At 56.4% G+C, this 19,699-nt stretch carries 20 protein-coding genes; 7 read left to right on the forward strand and 13 right to left on the reverse strand.

Going from position 1 to position 19,699, the window contains the following annotated elements:
• Positions 1–28 precede the first annotated feature (28 nt).
• The gene (locus tag GSQ62_RS15765) at positions 29–877 is read left to right on the forward strand and encodes a transglutaminase-like domain-containing protein (protein WP_161890395.1); all 849 of its coding nucleotides are present in this window, start codon (positions 29–31) and stop codon (positions 875–877) included.
• Positions 878–952: 75 nt separating this feature from the next.
• On the opposite strand, the gene GSQ62_RS15770 is transcribed toward GSQ62_RS15765, so the two are convergent.
• Both GSQ62_RS15770 and GSQ62_RS15775 read right to left on the reverse strand, forming a co-directional pair.
• A complete protein-coding gene (locus tag GSQ62_RS15770) occupies positions 953–1,537 on the reverse strand; it encodes a thioredoxin family protein (protein WP_161890396.1) in 585 nt (194 codons plus the stop codon).
• A gap of 11 nt (positions 1,538–1,548) precedes the next feature.
• The gene (locus tag GSQ62_RS15775) at positions 1,549–2,196 is read right to left on the reverse strand and encodes a 4'-phosphopantetheinyl transferase superfamily protein (protein WP_161890397.1); all 648 of its coding nucleotides are present in this window, start codon (positions 2,194–2,196) and stop codon (positions 1,549–1,551) included.
• A 106-nt stretch (positions 2,197–2,302) separates the two neighbouring features.
• On the opposite strand from GSQ62_RS15775, the gene GSQ62_RS15780 reads away from it, so the two are divergent.
• The 3 genes from GSQ62_RS15780 to folB are packed head-to-tail and all read left to right on the forward strand — an operon-like array spanning position 2,303 to position 4,566.
• The gene (locus tag GSQ62_RS15780; RefSeq protein ID WP_161890398.1) at positions 2,303–3,232 is read left to right on the forward strand and encodes a WD40 repeat domain-containing protein; all 930 of its coding nucleotides are present in this window, start codon (positions 2,303–2,305) and stop codon (positions 3,230–3,232) included.
• Complete coding sequence (locus GSQ62_RS15785; RefSeq protein WP_161890399.1) at positions 3,229–4,203, forward strand: DivIVA domain-containing protein; 975 nt, start codon at positions 3,229–3,231, stop codon at positions 4,201–4,203. The genes GSQ62_RS15780 and GSQ62_RS15785 overlap by 4 nt, the downstream gene beginning before the upstream one ends.
• Positions 4,204–4,209: 6 nt before the next feature.
• Complete coding sequence (gene folB, locus GSQ62_RS15790) at positions 4,210–4,566, forward strand: dihydroneopterin aldolase (RefSeq protein ID WP_161890400.1); 357 nt, start codon at positions 4,210–4,212, stop codon at positions 4,564–4,566.
• A 354-nt stretch (positions 4,567–4,920) separates the two neighbouring features.
• Here the strand turns inward: folB and GSQ62_RS15795 are convergent, their stop codons facing one another.
• From GSQ62_RS15795 to GSQ62_RS15835, 9 genes are all read right to left on the reverse strand, one after another.
• Positions 4,921–5,772, reverse strand: a complete 852-nt coding sequence (locus tag GSQ62_RS15795) for a sugar phosphate isomerase/epimerase family protein (RefSeq protein ID WP_237586673.1) — start codon at positions 5,770–5,772, stop codon at positions 4,921–4,923.
• 242 nt (positions 5,773–6,014) lie between these two features.
• A complete protein-coding gene (gene meaB, locus GSQ62_RS15800; RefSeq protein WP_161890401.1) occupies positions 6,015–6,995 on the reverse strand; it encodes a methylmalonyl Co-A mutase-associated GTPase MeaB in 981 nt (326 codons plus the stop codon).
• Positions 6,996–7,223: 228 nt separating this feature from the next.
• Positions 7,224–8,339, reverse strand: a complete 1,116-nt coding sequence (locus GSQ62_RS15805) for an NHL repeat-containing protein (RefSeq protein WP_161890402.1) — start codon at positions 8,337–8,339, stop codon at positions 7,224–7,226.
• A 157-nt stretch (positions 8,340–8,496) separates the two neighbouring features.
• Positions 8,497–8,793: a hypothetical protein gene (locus GSQ62_RS15810; RefSeq protein ID WP_161890403.1), complete on the reverse strand. Its 297-nt coding sequence runs from the start codon at positions 8,791–8,793 to the stop codon at positions 8,497–8,499.
• Between the two features lie 135 nt (positions 8,794–8,928).
• Positions 8,929–9,327 carry a hypothetical protein gene (locus GSQ62_RS15815; RefSeq protein WP_161890404.1) on the reverse strand — a complete coding sequence of 133 codons (399 nt, stop codon included), beginning with the start codon at positions 9,325–9,327 and terminating at the stop codon, positions 8,929–8,931.
• A 488-nt stretch (positions 9,328–9,815) separates the two neighbouring features.
• Complete coding sequence (gene scpA, locus GSQ62_RS15820) at positions 9,816–11,960, reverse strand: methylmalonyl-CoA mutase (RefSeq protein WP_161890405.1); 2,145 nt, start codon at positions 11,958–11,960, stop codon at positions 9,816–9,818.
• Positions 11,961–12,048: 88 nt separating this feature from the next.
• Positions 12,049–12,441, reverse strand: a complete 393-nt coding sequence (locus GSQ62_RS15825; protein ID WP_161890406.1) for a YybH family protein — start codon at positions 12,439–12,441, stop codon at positions 12,049–12,051.
• On the reverse strand, positions 12,428–14,272 hold the full coding sequence (locus GSQ62_RS15830; protein ID WP_161890407.1) for a methylmalonyl-CoA mutase family protein: 1,845 nt from the start codon (positions 14,270–14,272) through the stop codon (positions 12,428–12,430). The genes GSQ62_RS15825 and GSQ62_RS15830 overlap by 14 nt, the downstream gene beginning before the upstream one ends.
• A gap of 85 nt (positions 14,273–14,357) precedes the next feature.
• Positions 14,358–14,738, reverse strand: a complete 381-nt coding sequence (locus GSQ62_RS15835) for a YkvA family protein (protein ID WP_161890408.1) — start codon at positions 14,736–14,738, stop codon at positions 14,358–14,360.
• Positions 14,739–15,199: 461 nt separating this feature from the next.
• On the opposite strand from GSQ62_RS15835, the gene GSQ62_RS15840 reads away from it, so the two are divergent.
• The 3 genes from GSQ62_RS15840 (at position 15,200) to dnaA (ending at position 18,436) form a co-directional block, all read left to right on the forward strand.
• Positions 15,200–15,955, forward strand: a complete 756-nt coding sequence (locus GSQ62_RS15840) for a 5'-nucleotidase C-terminal domain-containing protein (RefSeq protein WP_161890409.1) — start codon at positions 15,200–15,202, stop codon at positions 15,953–15,955.
• Positions 15,956–15,972: 17 nt separating this feature from the next.
• On the forward strand, positions 15,973–16,905 hold the full coding sequence (locus tag GSQ62_RS15845) for a metallophosphoesterase (RefSeq protein ID WP_161891480.1): 933 nt from the start codon (positions 15,973–15,975) through the stop codon (positions 16,903–16,905).
• Positions 16,906–17,011: 106 nt separating this feature from the next.
• Positions 17,012–18,436 carry a chromosomal replication initiator protein DnaA gene (dnaA, locus tag GSQ62_RS15850; RefSeq protein ID WP_161891481.1) on the forward strand — a complete coding sequence of 475 codons (1,425 nt, stop codon included), beginning with the start codon at positions 17,012–17,014 and terminating at the stop codon, positions 18,434–18,436.
• A gap of 116 nt (positions 18,437–18,552) precedes the next feature.
• Here dnaA and GSQ62_RS15855 read toward each other — a convergent pair whose 3' ends face one another.
• Positions 18,553–19,062, reverse strand: a complete 510-nt coding sequence (locus tag GSQ62_RS15855) for a hypothetical protein (RefSeq protein ID WP_237586676.1) — start codon at positions 19,060–19,062, stop codon at positions 18,553–18,555.
• A 58-nt stretch (positions 19,063–19,120) separates the two neighbouring features.
• On the reverse strand, positions 19,121–19,555 hold the full coding sequence (locus GSQ62_RS15860; RefSeq protein ID WP_161890410.1) for an OsmC family peroxiredoxin: 435 nt from the start codon (positions 19,553–19,555) through the stop codon (positions 19,121–19,123).
• Between the last annotated feature and the right edge of the window lie 144 nt (positions 19,556–19,699).

Below are 19,699 nucleotides of genomic sequence, written 5' to 3' on the forward strand. Positions count from 1 at the left end.
TAATTTTGAATTTCTAATTAAAGATACTGTGACGAAGAATGAAATAAAGGCGCTCATCTCGCTGCTGGAAGACAGCGACTACGAGGTGGCGCACCATGTAGAACAGCGCATTGTGGCGCTCGGAGAAGGGATTATCCCGTTTCTGGAGGAGGAGTGGGAGGAGACGCTGGACTCGGACCTGCAGAAGAAAATCGAGGACCTGATCCACAGCCTGCAGTTCGAGGGGCTGCTTGCCCGCCTGAAAGCCTGGAAGGAGAAAGGCGCCGACAACCTGATAGAGGGCATGTGGCTGGTGAATTCCTATATGTACCCGGACGTGGAGTTCAGCGACATCTCCCGGACAATGGACCAGCTTTACTTCGACGCCTGGACGCACATGAAGGACGAGATGCACCCTTACGACCAGGTAAAATCGCTGAACAACGTGCTGTTCCGGGAGAAGCGCTTCTCGGCCAACACCAAGAACTTCCACTCGCCCGCCAACTCCATGCTGCACCTGGTGCTGGAGAGCAAGCGCGGCAACCCCCTGACCCTGTGCGTGATTTACATGACGCTGGCGCAGCGCCTCGGCATGCCGGTATATGGCGTGAACCTGCCTAACCTGTTCATCCTGACCTATAAGATGGACGGCCTGCAGTTTTATGTCAACGTCTACAACAAGGGCCTCATCCTGTCTAAGGCCGACATCGACAATTATATCCTGCAGCTCAACCTCAACCCGATGGACATCTTTTATGAGCCCTGCTCCAACATCGACGTGGTGAAGCGGGCCCTTCGAAATCTCGCCTTCTCGTTCGAGAAGATGGATGACCTGGAGAAGGCGACCGAAGTGACCAAACTGCTCACCGCCATCACCGACGAGGACAGCCCGGTATAGAAGATTTAACGATCATATATAAAAGCAGAAGGCAGTTCGTTACGAACTGCCTTCTGCTTTTATATATGATTCGCCTTAGTATTTCTTAATCAGGCAGCCGGTGGCGCGTTTATCCACGGTGGTCACGGCTTTGTTGGCCAGCACGGCGTCAATCACATTTTTGAGGTAGTTGTTTTTCACGCCGCTCGCCACCTGCGGGTTGTCGTCGATGGCGCCCTTGTATTTGAGCACGAAGCCATCGCCGGTGTTCTGCAGCACAAAGGCCTCTGGCGTTTTCGTGGCTCCGAACTGCTTGCTCAGGCGCTGGCCTTCGTCGGCCAAGTAGGGGAAGCTGTAGTTCTTGGCGGCCATGGCCTCCAGCGTTTCGCCGCCGTCGCCCACACCGGGGTTCACGAAAACAAACTGCACACCCTGGCCGCTGTAGGTGCCGGCAAGTGTAGTAAGGCGGTTTTCGTACAATTTTGAGTAAGGGCACTGGTTGTTCGTAAACACCAGCACCACCGTTTTGGCATTGGCAAAGTCGCTCAGTGAGGCGGTCTTGTTGTTGGCGCCCTTCAGCGAGAAATCCGCCACTTTATCCCCCAGTTGATAGCTCCCGGACTGCGCAAAAGCGCCAATGGACAGGAACAAGGCTGCGGCAAGCGAGGCAAAGTATTTCATATAAGTAAAGTTTAAAGGCTTGGTTCAGGTGCGTCGATGCAGTAGGTGAGCACGTGGTTTAGGATGGTGGCGTGCTGAATCTGGTACAATTTAGAAAAATTTTCGGTTTGCACACGCCCCAGCAGCACATTTGGTTCATTGGCCGGGCACAGCAGCAGGTTTTCTTTTAGAATCAGCCGTTTTCGGCTATACAGTTTATATAAGGTTTCCTTGGCGCTCCAGTACAGGCAGGTGCTTGTTTCGTCGGAGGCGGTGTGCTGTTTTTCCTCCGCCGTCAGGAATTTGTCCTGTACACGCAGCGCTTTCGGGGTCACTAATTCAATATCTATGCCAACCTTATATTTATCTGAAAGTATAACGGCGACCAACTGCGGCGAGTGCGTGATGGAAACATACAGGGGGTTGCCGGGGAAGTAAGGCATGCCCTCTTCGGTGCGGGCCAGCACCAGTGGCTCCGCTGTGAATTTCTGCAGCAGCCCGTACACCAGCACCCGGCTGGCCAGCCACTCCAGCCGCCGTTTGGGGTGTACCTTGCCCGCTAGGGCGCTCACGTCGGCCTGTGGGGGCAGGGCGGCATATAAGGCGGCCTCCGGCTCCTGCAGTTGCCAGATTCCCAGCCAGGTGTGATTGTCAATTTTTTGGGTGATCAACAGGGGCATAGGCAATAAGGCGTGGGTAAGGATGTTTTATATATACCCGGCAAACGGTTCGGGCGAATTGTTGTAAATTTAGCTAAAATTAAAGCGGAAGCAGACAAAAGGCATCATGGCCAGCAATATACAAGTACAGAAAATAACCACCCTCACCGGCCACCGCGACTGCGTGTACACCCTTGCGCCATCGGGGGAGGAGCACGTTTTCTTCTCGGCCGCCGGCGACGGCATGGTGGTGGCCTGGAATCTGAATGACCCGGACACCGGCGAACTGGTGGCCAAAGTGAGCGGCTCGGTGTATGCGCTCCGCTATATACCCGGCCGCAACCTGCTGCTCATCGGCCAGAACCAGGAGGGCCTGCAGGTCATCGACCTGAAAGATAAGAAAATACGGAAGTCGGTACCGCTGCCGAAGGCGGCCATTTTTGATATTCTATATATACCGGAACTGGAGAAAATTTTCGTGGGCATGGCCGGCGGCGCTGTCTGCGTGGTCAGCGGCGACACGTTTGAGCTGCAGACCCTTATCCGGAAATCGAGCCAGAGCGCCCGCAGCCTGGCCTACAACCCGCAAACGCAGGAACTGGCCGTGGGCTACAGCGACAACGTCATCCGGATATATGATGCGGCCAGCCTGGAGCTGAAGCACGAGATGGATGCGCACGCCAACTCGGTTTTCACGGTGGCTTACTCGCCGGACGGCAAACTGTTGCTCACGGGCAGCCGCGACGCGCACCTGCGGGTGTGGGAGGTAGAGCAAAACTACAAAGAGCGCGGTTACACCATCGCCCACATGTACACCATCAACCACATCACCTACAGCCCCGACGGCCGGTTTTTCGCCACCTGCAGCATGGACAAATCGATAAAAGTGTGGGATGCGCAGACCTTTAAACTGCTGAAAGTGATAGACAAGGTGCGCAACGCCAGCCACGGCACATCGGTGAATAAATTATTTTGGTCGGCTCATCAGAATCAGTTAGTTTCGTGTAGTGACGACCGCACCATTTCGGTTTGGGATATAAAACAGGTTGAGTTATGAAGATTACACCATTAGAAATCAGGCAGAAAACATTTGAAAAGGCTTTCAGGGGGTTGGACAAGGACGAGGTATACGCCTTTTTGATGACCCTCTCGCAACAGTGGGAAAAGCTGCTGGACGAAAACAAGGACCTGCGCATGAAACTGGACGCCTCGCACCGCGAAACCCAGAAACTGCGGGAGGTGGAATCTTCGCTGTACAAAACCCTGAAAACCGCCGAGGACACCGGCAGCAGCATTGTGGAGCAGGCCAACAAAGCCGCAGAACTGCGGGGCCGGGAAGCCGAGCTGAAAGCAAACGAGCTGCTGAACCAGGCCCGCCACCAGGCGCGCCAGGTGCTGGAGGAGGCCACGAAGCAATCAGAGAGGCTGGTGGCTGAGATGCAGCAGGAGGTGAAGGCCCTGGAGCAGGATTACCAGCGCATGGAGGGCCACCTCGACACGATGGTGCGCGACCTGAAGAACCTGGCCAACGAGGCGCTGGAGCGGGCCGAGAAGACAAAGGCAAAACCTAAAACCACCACACAGAGTATTCTTTCAAGAGCCGCCGACGTGAAAGTAGAGAGCGCGGAGCTGCTGAAAAGCCTGAAAGATATGAAAACGACAAACGAAACCAAGCCGATTCAATTGGCAGAGACCACTGCAGCCAACGCGCCTGTGGCAGCCATCGGCAACAATTACCACCCGCTCGGCGACCCCGCGCCGGGCGTGACGCAGCCACAACCTGAGGTGCCCAGCCCGGTAGAGCCAACCGTGCCGAACATTCCGTCGCCGGAGATTGAGCAGCCGTCGCCGGACTACCCGGGCCGCGTGCCGGCACCGGGCATTGAGCAGCCCATACCGGACATACAGCCCGTCACCCCGGACCAGCCGGAGATTCAGCCGCCGCTCACCGAGCCGTCGCGCAACAGCCAGAGCGGCCGCGTGCCCGTGCGCGAAACCGCCGGCTCTTTCTTCGACGAGATAGGCTAGCCATATATGGGACAGATTGCGCTGGAGGGGATGGAGTTCTTCGCTTTCCACGGCTTTTATGACGAGGAGCAGAAGATCGGCAACAAGTACGGCGTCGATTTATATATAGACACCGACCTGCGCCGCGCCGCCGAAAGCGACGACCTGCACCAGACCGTGAACTACGAGGTGCTGTACAAGCTGGTGCTGACCGAAATGAAAGCGCCCGCCCGCCTGCTCGAGCACCTGGGCCACCGCATCATCGACAAGGTATATGAGAAATTCCCGTTTGTGGTGTCGGTGAAGGTGCAGGTATATAAATTCAACCCCCCGCTCGGCGGCATCTGCAAATGGGCGAAAGTCAGTTTAGAGGAAGCAAGGTAAGCTTCTGTTTGCTTCAGCATATATAAAAACTGCCAGCGCTGAAAAGGGCTGGCAGTTTTTGCGTTTGTCGTATCCAACCACCCCTGCCCCTCCTTATCCAAGGAGGGGAGTTTTCTTACTACTGCTTCTTCCTCCCTCATGGCAAACGTCTGGTAGGTATATATGAAATGTTAGTACTCGCGGCTATGTCTTCAACTATAATCTTTAGTTTTAAAAGTAGCATTTGCAGACTCCCCTCCTTAGAAAAGGAGGGGCAGGGGTGGCTGGGGCGTACAAAAGCAAACGGGAGTAAAAACAGTAGCTGACTGACACCGTTTTTACTCCCATTGCTTTTAGTCGATTCGAAAGTCTGCCTTACTGCAGTTCTTTCACGGTTTCCCTGAAGTAGGCCACGCTCGCCTGCACATCGGGCACGTTGTTGTCCCAGTTGTGCTCATACTCAACCGAGAACAAGCCTTCGAAGCCCTGTCTTTTAAGCTCCTGCAGTACCGCGTCCACCTGATTTACTCCCTGGCCCCAATGCACGTCATGGGCATTTCTGCTTTTTTCATTCAGGTCCTTCATGTGCAGCTGCACGATGTGGCCCTCCAGTTTTTTCAGGGACTCCACCGGGTCTAAGCCGGAGCGCACCCAGTGGCCGATATCAGCGCAGGCGCCTATCCGCTTGCTTTGCCCCTGCAGCGCACTCAGCACCACATCCGGGTTCCAGTAGTGCGAAGGCTGCGGGTGGTTGTGGATGGCCAGGTTAATTTCATACTCGTCGCAGAGTTGCGAGAGCAGGGGGAGGAATTTCTCATTGGGCTCGGAGGTGATGTTCTCCATGCCCATGGCTTTGGCAAACTCAAATATCTGCCGCCAGTCGGCTTCGTTGTCGGCCCCGACCACGCCGTAAGAAACGGCCTTCACGCCTTTCTCTTTCAGCATTTTCAGAATCTGCTCCCTTTTTTCCGCAGGCATGTGGTAGTCCATTTTGCCCTCAATGCCCCCACCGATGGTCTGGCCCGGGAAAGCCTCCACGTACTTCAGGTTACATTCCCTGATTTTATCGATGGCCTCGAAAAAAGTGAAACGGTTGAAGGTATAGGCCTGGGCGCCGAGCTTCCAGTCGAGTTTGGCCTCCGGTGTTTCTATGTTGGCTTGCTGGCTGCCCGCACAGGAGGTGAACAGGCATAAAACGAAAAGCAGAATGGGGTACATGTTTTTCATGTTTCAAAGATTTTTAAGGCTTGGGTTTATTATAAGGTTAAACCGGTTTGATGGCTCTGAGGGATTCTTAAGCCAGCGCGCTATATAACCACTGCTCCTAAAGTTAAGAGGTAGGATGTCATAATCAAAACAACCCCTGGTCTTAGCTATATATAGGTTCAGGGTTGAGATGAGTACGGGAACAAAGCCCCAGGATATATAATCCAGTCCCACTGCTTCGAAAGGAGCGGCGGGATATAAAACTACACCAGCTTCAGCAATTCCGACGCCGCCGCGAAAGCCGATTTCTGCCCTTCCTTCACCTGCGCCGTGATGCCGGGCAGCTGCTCCTTTACCTGCTGGTTGGCATAAAATCGCTCCTCCAGGCCCTGCCGGATGGCCTCCTGCAACCACTGCAGGTTCTGGTCGCGACGCTTCTGTCCGAAAAAGCCGTTGCTTTGCGTAAGTTGAAGGTAATCATATATAGCTTGCCAGATGGTGTCGAGGCCGGTTTTGGAGAGGGCGGAACAGGTGCTGACCTGTGGCAGCCAGCCGGAAACTGCTTTCGGGTACAGGTGGAGGGCGCTCTGGTACTCGGCGCGGGCGGCGTTGGCTTTGTCCACATTGGCTCCGTCGGCCTTGGTGATGGCGATGGCGTCGGCCATTTCCATGATGCCCCGCTTGATGCCCTGCAGCTCGTCGCCGGCGCCAGCCAGCATCAGCAGCAAAAAGAAATCCACCATGCCATGCACCGCCGTCTCCGACTGCCCCACCCCCACCGTTTCCACGACAATCATATCAAAGCCCGCCGCCTCGCAAAGGACAATGGACTCGCGGGTGCTCCGGGTCACGCCGCCAAGCGATTTGCCCGCCGGGGAGGGACGGATAAAAGCCTGCGGATTGGTGGCCAGCGCGTCCATGCGGGTTTTGTCGCCCAGGATGCTGCCGCCGGAGCGCTGGCTGGTCGGGTCGATGGCCAGCACCGCCAGCTTTTTCTGCTGCTCCCGGATCAAGTAGAGGCCAAAGGCTTCGATAAATGTGCTCTTTCCTACGCCGGGCACGCCCGTGATGCCCACCCGCACAGAGTTGCCCGCGTGTGGCAGCACCGCCCGGATGACCTCCTGCGCCAGTTCCTGGTCGGAGGGGAGCCTGCTTTCCACCAGCGTGATGGCACGGCTCAGCAGCACCCGGTCTCCGGCCAGAATGCCTGCTATATAGGTATCAGCACTGAATCGCTTGGCCAAGGGCGTGCGGGGTTAGGTTCAGGGATAGGGACTTCTCCCACAAATTTAAACTTATTGCGCAAAGCGCCATAGCCAGCCGGTGCGAAGGGCGTAAATCGCGGCGGTGTTTCCTGTTCAGGAAATCAGTAATGAAATGATTTTAGGATGAGACCTTTAGGATTAACAACAAGAAAGCCAGCCTATATACAAGCTGGCTTTCTTGTGCAGTATATATGGCAGGAATCAAATCTAAAGCCCCTGTGCAAAGTTGGGCAGGCCCAGATCGCTTTTCTGTTTTCCCAGGTGGAAGCCGTCGTCGGTGTAGGTGCTGGCCTTGCCTTTGGCGTTGGGGTTGCTGATGACGCCAAGGTAGCTGTTGCCCTGCCGGGCCACATATACCTTCCCGTCCGGGCCCAGTTGCAGCGCCCCGATGCGGGGGCTGGCGGAGGTGCCCACCACCACCGCCGATTTGGCGATGGCATCGGCGCTGCCCGCAGCCAGATCGAACTGGATGACCTGCGCCTTGCCGCCGCCCACGCCATTGGCCGTGCCATACAGCTTGGTGCCATCCGGCGAGAACACCACCCCATAGGCTTCTTCATATCCCTTCAGCAGGATGGGGTCTGACACCTTTCCGGTGCTGCGGTCGAATGAAAGGACCTCAAAGTTGCTATCGGCATCCCAGAGGGCGGCGGCCAGTCTGGTGCCGTCCGGGGAGGGCACCAGGTAGCCGATGGCTTTGCGGTTAGGGCCGCCATGCACCGTGCCCACGTTGCTCAGCACCGGCTGCACGCTCACCCCATCCGCTGACACCAGATAGGCGATATAGCCGTTGCTGTTCCAGCGGTGCGCGATCACCCACCAGTCGCGGTTGTTACTGTGGCGCACGGCGGTGAGTTTCTCGGTGGACGGGGCAATCAGGAAGTTGTTGCGCGACACGATATCGCCGTTGCCCTCTGCCTTCGTCATATCCACCACGGTATAGCGCAGGCCGTCCGACTGGGCCTGTATGTCGGTGGTGAAGATATAGTAGGTGCTGTCGGTGCCCGGCTTCGGCAAAATCAGCGCCGACTGGGTAGAGGATTTGCCGCCCATCAGGCCGTTGCCGTTGGGCATGACGCGGTGGTTGCGGTTCCAGACGGTGATGCCGTTGGTATATAAAAGCAGGTTGCCGTCTTTATCCGACAAAGTGGCGCTGCCTTCCTCGGTAAACAGCCGGCTGTTGGTGGCGGTGGCAGAGTCGCCGGAAAAAATAATGCCTGCGCCTTTGCCGAAGTACCAGTGCGCTTTCTCGCCTTGCGCAGAGGCCGTAAAGCCGCTGACAAAAAGAACAACGGCCGCTGCCAGGTGTCTGAAGTTGATCATGGTGAGGGTGCTTTATTCCTGAACGAAGGATTTGCAAACGTAGTGCCAAGTGTGCCTGCGGCCTGCGTTTATAGCGGGCAGCGAGCAAAATACGCCATAAAAAAGAGACGCAACACGTTGCGTCTCTCCATTCATTAAGATTTCCTATATGATGGGGTTACCTGCCGGTTGTGCCTCCCGTCGTGCCACCAGTAGTTCCTCCTGTCGTGCCCGTGGTGGTGCCATCGGTAGTGCCCGTTGTCGAACCGGTTGTGGTTGTTCCGGCCGTGGTGGCGCCAGTCGACCCGCTGGCGTCCAGGGTGTCGGTCATGTCGTCTTCAGGGCCGGTGATCTGGGTGTCGCCGCTGGTGGATTCGGGTGGCATGTCGCCATTGTTGCCTTCCGCGCAGGAGCTTAGGGAGAGCGTTGCCCCCATACATAGCGCTGCGGCAAGTGTTATATATTGTCTTTTCATAGCTTTCAAACGTGATGGTTTACAGATGGTAATGTTGTACGATATCCGCGCCCGCGCCGTTAGAATTTGATGCGAATTTTCTCAGCAGGGGCACCGGCCAGTTTTCCCACGCAATATATAACCCCGATACTGATACTACTGCAGGAAGGGCTTTTTCCGGAACGACACCTGGCTCATGGCGTCCTTTTCATATATGGCTACGGCATATGGCCGGTATTGCTGTTCGAAATTTTCCTCTCCCGGATACACTTCGGTGGGTGCCGGATTTCCCTGCAGAAAGAAATATACCCTGGTGTTGCCGTATTTGGTGTGCGGCATATAGTCGCCGTAAGCCTGCATTTCCTCCCACAGCGTGTCGGCCACCGTCACGGCATGTATGCGCACGATGGGGCCGGTGTTGTTCTCGTTCCGGTACATGGCCACCTCTTTGAAGTCGCCCTCCAAATCCTGCGGCCCGGGCTGCGAGAAGGAATCATATATAAACCAGACGATGAGAATGGCTGACAGGGCAATAAGGAGGTGTTTCAGTTTCATGTGTGATTAATTGGTAGTGCCAGTCAGAACACAGTTAACCCGCCACTGCGCGTAAAGTTATATGCACGCCAAATATAAAGCATGCAATCCTGATGGCATCTACTTCCTTGCCCTCACAGTGTTGGAATGGGCCGACGTGTTTGCCCGGCGTAATTACAGTGCGTTGGTCTGTGACAGCCTATATTACTGTCAGAAAAAGAAAGAACGGACACTTTACGCCTGGTGCATCAGGACGAATCCAATACACTTAATCTGCTCTTCACCGAAACTGACGGATGTTTTGCGCAACCTGAAGAAATATATGTCAAGGCATACAGTGGAAGCCATCAGCACAAAGCCGTAAAAACTGGCTGCTGGGCAATCTAAAAGCGAGCCCGGAGACTCGTACACACGGAGCGTCACCGGTTGGATACCGGCGCTAGGCAATGGGTTATATATGGCCACGGCTGCATATAATGAGCTGTGGCCATATACAAACCCATTACCGGCTAACTTTTCACACCCTCAATCAACTTCTCCAATATATGCTGCGCGGCCACCGAGATGATGGTGCCTGGCCCGAAGATGCCTGCGGCGCCTGCATTATATAAGAAATCGTAATCCTGCGCCGGGATCACGCCGCCCACAATCACCATGATGTCGGCGCGGTTGAGTTTGCGGAGTTCTTCGATGAGTTGCGGCACCAGCGTCTTATGTCCGGCTGCCAGCGAGGAAACGCCCACCACGTGTACGTCGTTCTCGGCGGCCTGCATCGCTACCTCGGCCGGTGTCTGGAACAGCGGGCCGATGTCCACGTCGAAGCCGAGGTCGGCGAAGGAGGTGGCGATGACTTTAGAGCCGCGGTCGTGGCCGTCCTGCCCCATCTTCGCCACCATCATGCGGGGGCGGCGGCCCTCCAGTTCCTCAAACTGATCGGCCAGGGCCTTGGCGCGCGCGAAGTTCTCGTCGTCGGAGAGCTCGGCGGAGTATATACCGGATATAGATCGAATCACTGCTTTATGCCTTCCATATATCTTTTCCAATGCGTCTGATATTTCCCCCAGGGTGGCGCGGCGGCGGGCGGCCTCCACGGCCAGTTCCAGCAGGTTGCCCACGCCCGATTGCGCAGCATCGGTCAGGGCCTGCAGCGCGTTGCCCACGCTGCCCTCGTCCCGCGCAGCCCGCACGTCTGCGAGGCGGCGCAGCTGCGATTCGCGCACTGCTGTGTTGTCAATGTCCAGTATCTCGATTTCCTGCTCCTGCTCCGGCCTGTATTTGTTCACGCCCACAATCACATCCTTTCCGGCATCGATGCGCGCCTGTTTGCGGGCAGCGGCCTCCTCGATGCGCATTTTCGGCAGGCCCGTTTCAATGGCCTTGGCCATGCCACCCAGTTCCTCCACCTCCTGCATCAGTTCCCAGGCTTTGTGCGCCAATTCGTGCGTCAGGGCTTCCACATAATAAGAGCCGCCCCAAGGGTCCACGATGTTGGTGATATGGGTTTCCTGCTGCAGGTAGATCTGCGTGTTGCGGGCAATCCGGGCGGAGAAATCGGTGGGCAGGGCAATGGCTTCGTCCAGCGCGTTGGTGTGCAGGCTTTGCGTGCCGCCGAGTGCTGCGGCCAGGGCCTCCACGCAGGTGCGCGTCACGTTGTTGAACGGGTCCTGCTCGGTGAGGCTCCAGCCGGAGGTCTGGCAGTGCGTGCGCAAGGCCAGCGATTTCGGGTTCTTCGGGTTGAACTGCTGGATAATCTTCGCCCACAGCATGCGGGCTGCGCGCAGCTTGGCAATCTCCATGAAATGGTTCATGCCGATGGCCCAGAAAAAGGAGAGGCGCGGCGCGAAATCATCGATGTCCATGCCCGCCTTCAGGCCCGTTCGCACATACTCCAGCCCATCGGCCAGGGTATAGGCCAGCTCCAGGTCGGCGGTGGCACCGGCCTCCTGCATGTGGTAGCCCGAGATGGAGATGGAGTTGAAGCGCGGCACATGGCGGGAGGTGAACGCGAAAATGTCGGCGATGATTTTCATGCTGGGCTCCGGCGGATATATATAAGTGTTGCGCACCATAAACTCCTTCAGAATGTCGTTCTGGATGGTGCCACCCAACTGCTCCGGCTTCACGCCCTGCTCCTCGGCAGCCACGATATAAAAGGCCATAATCGGCAGCACCGCCCCGTTCATCGTCATCGACACTGACATCTTGTCCAGCGGAATCTTATCGAAGAGAATCTTCATATCCTCCACCGAGTCGATGGCGACACCAGCCTTGCCCACATCGCCCACCACCCGCGGGTGGTCGGAGTCGTAGCCGCGGTGCGTGGCCAGGTCAAAAGCAACGGACAGGCCTTTTTGGCCTCCTGCGAGGTTGCGGCGGTAAAAAGCGTTGCTTTCCTCGGCGGTGGAGAATCCGGCGTACTGGCGGATGGTCCAAGGCTTTTGCACATACATGGTGCTGTAGGGGCCGCGCAGGTAAGGCGGCAGGCCTGCGGCAAAACCTGTATGCTCAAAACCTTCGGCATCCTCCGAGGTGTAAAAGCTTTTCACTCTTATCTGCTCCGGCGTCTTCCACACGCGGGCATCCGCCGGGGCTTTCGGCCGCTTGTCGGGCGCGGCTACTTGGGTGATGTCTATCTTAGAGAAGTCTGGCTTCATGGTTCAATTTTGAATGATTGGATTTTGAATAACTGAATAAGGTGTTTTTGAAATCCAATCATTCAGTTATTCAAAATTCAGTTATTGACTAACTCGCGTGCTCTGCCGTGACAACCCACCGGCCGTTTATCTTTTTCCATAGCTGTGAGGAGACGCCGCCCATCAGGCGCTTGCCCTCCCGCGCTATCTGCCATCTGAAAACATAATACACGGCCTCCTCCGACAGTTGCTCTGTATAGAGCGGCGTATAGGTGTACAGGCCCATTTGGCCGGTGTCTGCAAAATTTTTCCGGAACATGTCCAGCACCTCCTGGCAGCCTTTTTCCACGCCAGTCGCGTTAATCCAGAGCATCTCCGGCGAGTTCCAGTAGTAGGTCATGGCTTTTTCGAGGTCGCCGCTGTTCCACGCCTGCACCTGCTCATCCAGCGCCTGCTGCACAGTATGTACAGCGTTCTGTCGGTGTGAGTCAGTTGCCGCCATCGCTTTCTGTTCCGTGCAGCTTTTTGTGAACCAACTCCATGATGGAAGACATGTCGCAGCCCTCAAAGATGAATTCCTCGTACCCGTTGGCCAGCATTTCCTCCTTCATTTGCTCCGGGTCTGCGGCCAGTATGACGGTGGGTTTGGCGTGGTGGTTGCGCAGCCGCGGCCCAAATTCATTCACAAAAGCCGCCTCCGACGCTGAAACAACAATGACTTCGGCACCCGCCCTGTCTAATTCATCGGAGGCCTCCTCGACAGACGCAAAATGTGCCACCTCCGTTTCGAAACCGGCGCAACTGAAGAACTCCTGGGCAAAGGTGGCATTCACGTGCCGCTTAATGGCCTCCCCCACGATGGCTACCACCGCTTTCGGGCGGCGCCTGCGTTTGCGCAGGTGCAGTTCTGTGGCCATCCGCATTACCTCGGTGGGGTAGGCGGCCCGGGTGGTGTCGAAGTCGGCGCTCTGGATAAGTTCCTCCGGGTCGAAGTCTATTTTCTCCTGCGGGTCCGGATATCTGTTGGTGCCCACCAGCACGTCGCGGCCCGTGGCAATGTCCCGGAACTTCCGGCGGCTCACCTCCGTGATGGTGCCGAGTATATGGCCGCTGGCGTAGGCCGCCTCAAAACCGCCCAGCGCCTCTACCTCCTGAAACAACCCCCAGGCGCTGCCCGCCAGTTGGTGCGTCAGCGACTCCAGGTAATAGGAGCCGGCGGCGGGGTCGATGGCTTTATCCAGGTAAGCTTCCTCTTTCAGGATGACGGAGACGTTGCGGGCAATCCGGGCCGAGAATTCCGTCGGTTTCCGGAAGGTGTTGTCGAACGGCAGCACCGTCAGCGAGTCGCAACCGGCGATGATGGCGGCCATGGCCTCGGTGGTGGCGCGCAGCATGTTCATATAGGGGCCGAGGGTGGTCTGGTACCAACTGGAGGTGGTGCTGTGGATGCGCAGTTTGGCGGCCAGGGCAGGCTCCCCGTATGCCTCCGCAACAGCGGCCCACAGCAGCCGGAGGGCGCGCAGCTTCGCAATCTCGAAAAAGTAGTTGGTGCCGGAGCCCATGTAAAACTGCATGTTGCGCAGCACCGACTCCAACTGCTCCCCGGCATCGGTGAGCCGGTCTGTGTAGGCCACGGCGGCGCTGAGGGTATAGGCGATTTCCTGCGTCACAGAGGCCCCGATGCTGCTGAAGTTGGTGCCATTCACCGTGACGCCGTAAAAATCGATGCTGTCCTTGGTCAGGTCGAGCACGCGGGCGGTGCAGGCACGCTCCTCTTTTGTCAGGGCCCCTTTGGCTGTCATGGGGTCATATAGCACAAAGCCTTTCAGGTTGCGGTGCGACACCTGCCGGGCCTCCAGCGAGGCATACAGGCGCTCCAGGAAATCTTTCGGCTGCTCCTGCAGCATATAGCTGATGCTGTGCCTGCTGACATCAATCGTGCTGAGGAGGTAATCCACATCAAAAGCTGCTGGCTTGCGGATTTTGAAATGGATGCCATCGGCCCCACGTTGCAGCGCGTCGGCGGCTTTGGCTATGGAGGCGCGGCTGTCGTCCTCCACCTGCACCTGTTGTATGTTCAGCCAGTCGTTTATCCCGGATTTAACGCCGCGCAGGAAAGGGAAGTCGCCCGGCTTTTGCCGGGCAAGCGGCAGGCTGGCAATGTCTTCGGCAGTGTAATAAGGTTTGATGTCGAGCCCTTCGTAGGTGTGCCAGGTGAGGCTCTCGAGGGGTGTGCCGCGCAGGTCCTCCCGGGCTTTCTGCTCCCAGTCCGCCGCCCCGGCTTCGGTGAACTCGCTGAAAAGCTTCTGCGGGTGCTGCTCTTCTGTCGTCATGCTTTTATATATGCGTTGTAAAGATATGCTTTTTACCGTACGGTTAAACGCGCCGATGGGGCACAATTCCCGCTGTTAAAACCTCTCAGTCAATCTGGCTGATATAGGCCTGGTACATCCAGTAGCCAATCAGCAGCCATAGCACCACAATGACCGCAGCCATGATGTAGTTTGTCTTGCGCTGGTGCAACTGCTCCTTTGCCTGCCGCCGGTAGTGCGCCAGCACGGGCTCCGGTATCAGTCTGATGGACAGCCATATACCCAGCGGGAGAATCAGCAGGTCGTCGAGGTAGCCCAGGATGGGAATAAAGTCCGGAATCAGGTCGATGGGGCTGAAGGCGTAGGCCACTGTGATGACCAGCACGACCTTGGCCGCGAAAGGCACCCGCGGGTCTTTGGACGCCAGGTACAGCGTATATACATCCTCCTTTAGTTTCCTTACCGTTTCTTTCCATTTCCGAAGCATACCCTCTTTTACGGGAAAGAAAGCAGGGAAGGTGGCAGCTCGCGAAGCAGGCCTGCCAGAGCGCCTGTACCAACCTGTTGCCGACGTATGGGCTTGTACAGGCTTTTGCATCTTCGGAGCCGGGATATATAAGGCTGGTGCAGAAAGGTATATAGGAGAGGGACAGTTTGAAGCGAGGGGATGCTTCTGCCCAAGCCATTGTTATGCTAAACAGGAATTTCCTGGTTATAAAAGCCTGATCCAGAACTAACACAGGCAGGGCTTATATGCTATATAGCTGCTGCGTGTTGCCTGAAGAACCTATAAGACTTGGTAACTGACGTTACACAGAGGGTGTATTCCTGAGAAGGTATAGTGCAGGAAAGTCCCCCCTCAGAGGGGAGCGATAATTGTTTTGCGTAACGTCAGTTGGTAAGTGTTGTAGAGGCTGGTAACTTTGGGTGGAAATTCTGAACAGACACATGACCCGCTATTTTTCCAGAAGCGCCAGCGCCCTGCTGCTGGTGCTGAGCCTTGCCTCCTGCCAGCGCCCATGGGTAGCCTCGCCCAGCCTTGCCGAGACAGGCATCCCGGTTGCTGGCACCGTCCCCGCCGACCCCGAGGCGGAGGCGATGATAGCGCCTTACCGCGAGCAGGTGACTTCCAAAATGGAGGAGATCATTGGCAATGCCCCGGTGGCCCTGGGCAAGGGCGAGTACCAGTCGCCGCTCGGCAACTTTGTGGTGGACCTGCTGCTGGAGGAATCGCGGAAACTGTTCGGCGGGCAGATAGATATGGCCACCACCACCAACGGCGGCCTGCGGGTGCCTATTCCGCTGGGCGCCGTGAAAGTGGGCACAATCTTCGAGCTGATGCCTTTTGAGAACGAGCTGGTGGTGCTGACGCTGGACGGGCAGACGGTGCAGGCGTTTTTCGACAAGGCCGCCAAGGCAAAGTTCGCCCCCATCGCCAACGCCACCTACACGGTCAAAAACGGCAAGGCCGTGGATATCAGCATCGGCGGAGAGCCCTTTGACCCGGCCCGCACCTACACCCTCGTCACCTCCGACTACCTGGCTGGCGGCGGCGACAACCTGAGCATGTTCAAAAACGCGCTGAAGACGGAAAAAGTGGGCCTGATGATGCGCGACGCCATTATCCGGCACATCCGGCAGCTGACCGCACAGGGGAAACCGCTTGCCGCCGACACGGCCAGCAGAGTGACCCTCCTCCCTTAAGCTATATATAGCGCATGATAAACAGAAGAGATTTCCTCAAACACACGGTGGCAGGGGCGGCTGGCATCACGCTACTGGGCCTGCCTTTTTCAGCGGAGGCCGCTCAAAGCATCAACCTCACCATCCTGCACACCAACGACCAGCACTCGCGCATCGACCCGTTTCCGGACGATGGCCGCAAGTACGGCGGCATGGGCGGCATGGCCCGGCGCGCCACGCTGGTGGAGCAGATCCGGAAGCAGGAGCCGAACGTGCTGCTGCTGGACGCGGGGGATATATGGCAGGGCACGCCCTACTTCAACTTCTTCGGCGGCGAGCTGGAGTACAAGCTGATGAGCGACATGCAATACGACGCCGCCACGCTCGGCAACCATGATTTCGACAACGGCCTGGAAGGATTGGAGAAGCAGCTGCCCCACGCGGCCTTTCCTTTTATTTCGGCTAATTACGATTTTTCCGGTACAATTTTAAAAGGCCGCTTTCAGCCCTATAAAGTGTTTGAGAAGCAGGGCGTGCGGGTAGGTGTTTTCGGGCTGGGGATAGAGCTGGAGGGCCTGGTGGGCAAAAACAACTACGGCGAGACCCTCTACAACGACCCGGTGGCCGTGGCGCGGGAGATGGTGCAGGAGCTGCGCGCGGCACAAAAATGTAACCTGGTGATTTGCCTTTCGCACCTGGGGTATAGTTATAAAGAAGAAAAAATTGACGACCTTAAGCTCGCCGGGCAGGTAGCGGGCATCGACCTGATACTGGGCGGGCACACGCACACTTTCCTGGAACAGCCTGAGCTTGTGCGGCATGAGAGCGGCCACGAGACGCTGGTGAACCAGGTGGGCTGGTCGGGCCTATTTCTGGGCCGCATCGACTTCGCCTTTAACCGGAAGTCGAAGCAAAAATCGGGCGTGACAGCGGCGCTTCTGCCGGTAAGCGCACCTGTAACGGCATCGTAAAAAAATAATTTTTTGTTTACGGATATTTAATCAAATTTGTAACCCCCCTGCCCCTAAAGGAGAGGTTTGTTTCACCAAACGAATCTAGTGTGTTTTGGAAAATTGGATGATCAAAGACTGTTCAACTGTATGGAGTAACTGCCTGCAGGTGATAAAGGAAAACATCGGCGAGCAGAGTTTTAAGACTTGGTTTGAGCCGATTAAGCCGATATCACTGCGCGAAAGCGTACTTACCATACAAGTGCCCAGCCAGTTTTTCTACGAGTGGCTGGAGGAACACTATGTGCAGCTCCTGAAGAAAGTTATCTACCAGGAGCTGGGCAGCGAGGGCAGGTTGGAATATTCCATTATCATAGACCGGGGCAACGAGGCCAACAAGCCGCAGACCGTCAACATCCCCACCAAGAAGATACCGCAGGCCGTCGTGAACTCGTACAGGCCGGAGCAGAACTTCATCAAGAGCCCGTTCGAGTCGAAGACTATTGACCGCAATTTCCTGAACTCGCAGCTGAACGGCGCCTACAACTTCGAGAACTACATTGAGGGAGACTGTAACCGCCTGGCGCGCTCGGCGGGTTTTGCCGTGGCCAACAAGCCGGGCACTACCTCCTTCAACCCCCTGATGGTATATGGCGGCGTGGGGCTTGGCAAGACGCACCTGGTGCAGGCCATCGGCAACCACATCAAAAACAGCGACCCCAACAAGTTTGTGCTGTACGTGTCGTCGGAGAAGTTCGTGAACCAGTTCATTGAGTCGGTGCGGACGAACAACGTGCAGGACTTCGCCAACTTTTACCTGCTGGTGGACATCCTGATCATCGACGACGTGCAGTTCCTGAGCGGCAAGGACAAGACACAGGAGATGTTCTTCCACATCTTCAACCACCTGCACCAGTCCGGCAAGCAAATCGTGATGACCTCCGACTGCCCACCGCGCGATTTGAAAGGGCTGGAGGAGCGCCTGCTGTCGCGCTTTAAATGGGGCCTGACGGCCGATCTGCAGAGCCCGGACTTTGAGACGCGCATGGCCATCATCCAAAAGAAGATGCAGAGCGACGGCATCGACATTCCGGACAACGTGGTGGAGTACCTGGCCTACAGCGTGGACACCAATGTGCGGGAGCTGGAGGGCGTGCTGATCTCGCTGATCGCGCAGTCGTCGCTTAACCGCAAGGAAATTGACCTGGAGCTTGCCAAGCAGGCGCTCAAGCACATCATCGAGGACGTGGAGACGGAGGTGAACCTCGACTTCATCCAGAAAACGGTGGCCGAGTACTTCCAGGTGAGCCTGGACTCGCTGAAGGCCAAAACCCGCAAGAAAGAGATCGTGACGGCGCGGCAGGTGGCGATGTACTTTGCCAAAGAGTTCACCAGCCACTCCCTCAAATCCATCGGCTACCACTTCGGCGGCCGCGACCACAGCACCGTCATCCACTCGGTGCAAACCGTCTCCGACCTGATCGATACGGACAAGAAATTCAAGGTGAGTATACAGGAACTTCAGAAGAAGTTCAAGTCCAAGGCAGGCTGATCAATCATTACAGAGAATCGCACGAAGCCATATATAAAGCCTGACCTGCAACGTATATATAAAAAGGGAGCGCCGCTATATATAGCGGCGCTCCCTTTTTATATATACGTTGCAGGTCAGGCGCTGTGCCCGGCTCCCTCCGTTACCAAAAAGTTATACTCAGCGGCAAGGTCGCGGATCTCGTTCCTGATTTTCTCCAGGTCCCTTTTCTTGCGCACCTGCTTCAGGTCCAGGTATACCTTCGACTCGTCGAGCAGGGTGACGCGCAGCGCGAGCGGCGAGATGTGTACCTCCTTTATATCCGGAATCGGGATGATGTGCTTGGTGCGGAACACGCCGAACTTTTGCACAATGTACTGCCGCGTTACCTCTATATAGGACTGCACCCCGAAAACAGAAGTATTCTGCAGCACCACATACCCCAGGAAAACCACGGCCAGCCCAAAGAATACGTAGTGAAAATAATTCGGCTGGCTTACGGTGCCCTGCGAGAAGAGCAGCACGCCGGCCCAGGCTAGCCAGATGAGCGCGAGCAGGAGCCGCACTGTGAACGAGAGCTTGGCGCTGCGCGAGGGGCTGAGCTGCACAATCAGGGAAGACCGGGCATTGTTGCCAGATGCTGCCATATAAAGGAAGTTAGGTGAAACATAACTGGCTCATATCGCCAACCTGCAATATACTATATTATTCCTTAAGTGTGGCCTGCACCGTAATCTCGGGCACCGCAGCCAGCGCCTTCGACACTGGGCAGCCTGCCTTGGCCTTCTGCACCAGGTCCTGGAACTTGTCGTTGTCGATTCCGGGGATTTTTGCCTCGGTGGTGAGCTCAATTTTCTCGATCAGCGGCCCGCCGTCTTTCTCGCCCAGGTACACGTTTGCCTTGGTCTCCACATAGTCCGGCGACAGGTTCTCGTTGCCCGCCAGGGCGCTCAGGAACATAGAGAAGCAACCGGCATGCGCCGCCCCGATCAGTTCTTCGGGCGAGGTGCCGCTGGTGCTGTCGCCAAAACGCGAGGCATAGGTGTATTTGGCCTGCACCGCGCCGTTCCCTGATTTTACTTCGCCTTCGCCGTCCTTCAGGCCCTTGGTCCATTTCGCTTCTGCTCTGTGTTTTTTCATTCTCTTAGCTTTAAGTTAGATGATTTGTTAGTATTAACTTAAACTTCGGCTGGAGGTTTTATGATTTCCGAAAAAGAAACCTATGGGTAAATACTTGGTTGTTTGCCGCCGGGTTATGGCATTGCCGCTTTAACTAATTATCTT

This window comes from Pontibacter russatus (assembly GCF_009931655.1).
GTDB lineage: Bacteria > Bacteroidota > Bacteroidia > Cytophagales > Hymenobacteraceae > Pontibacter > Pontibacter russatus.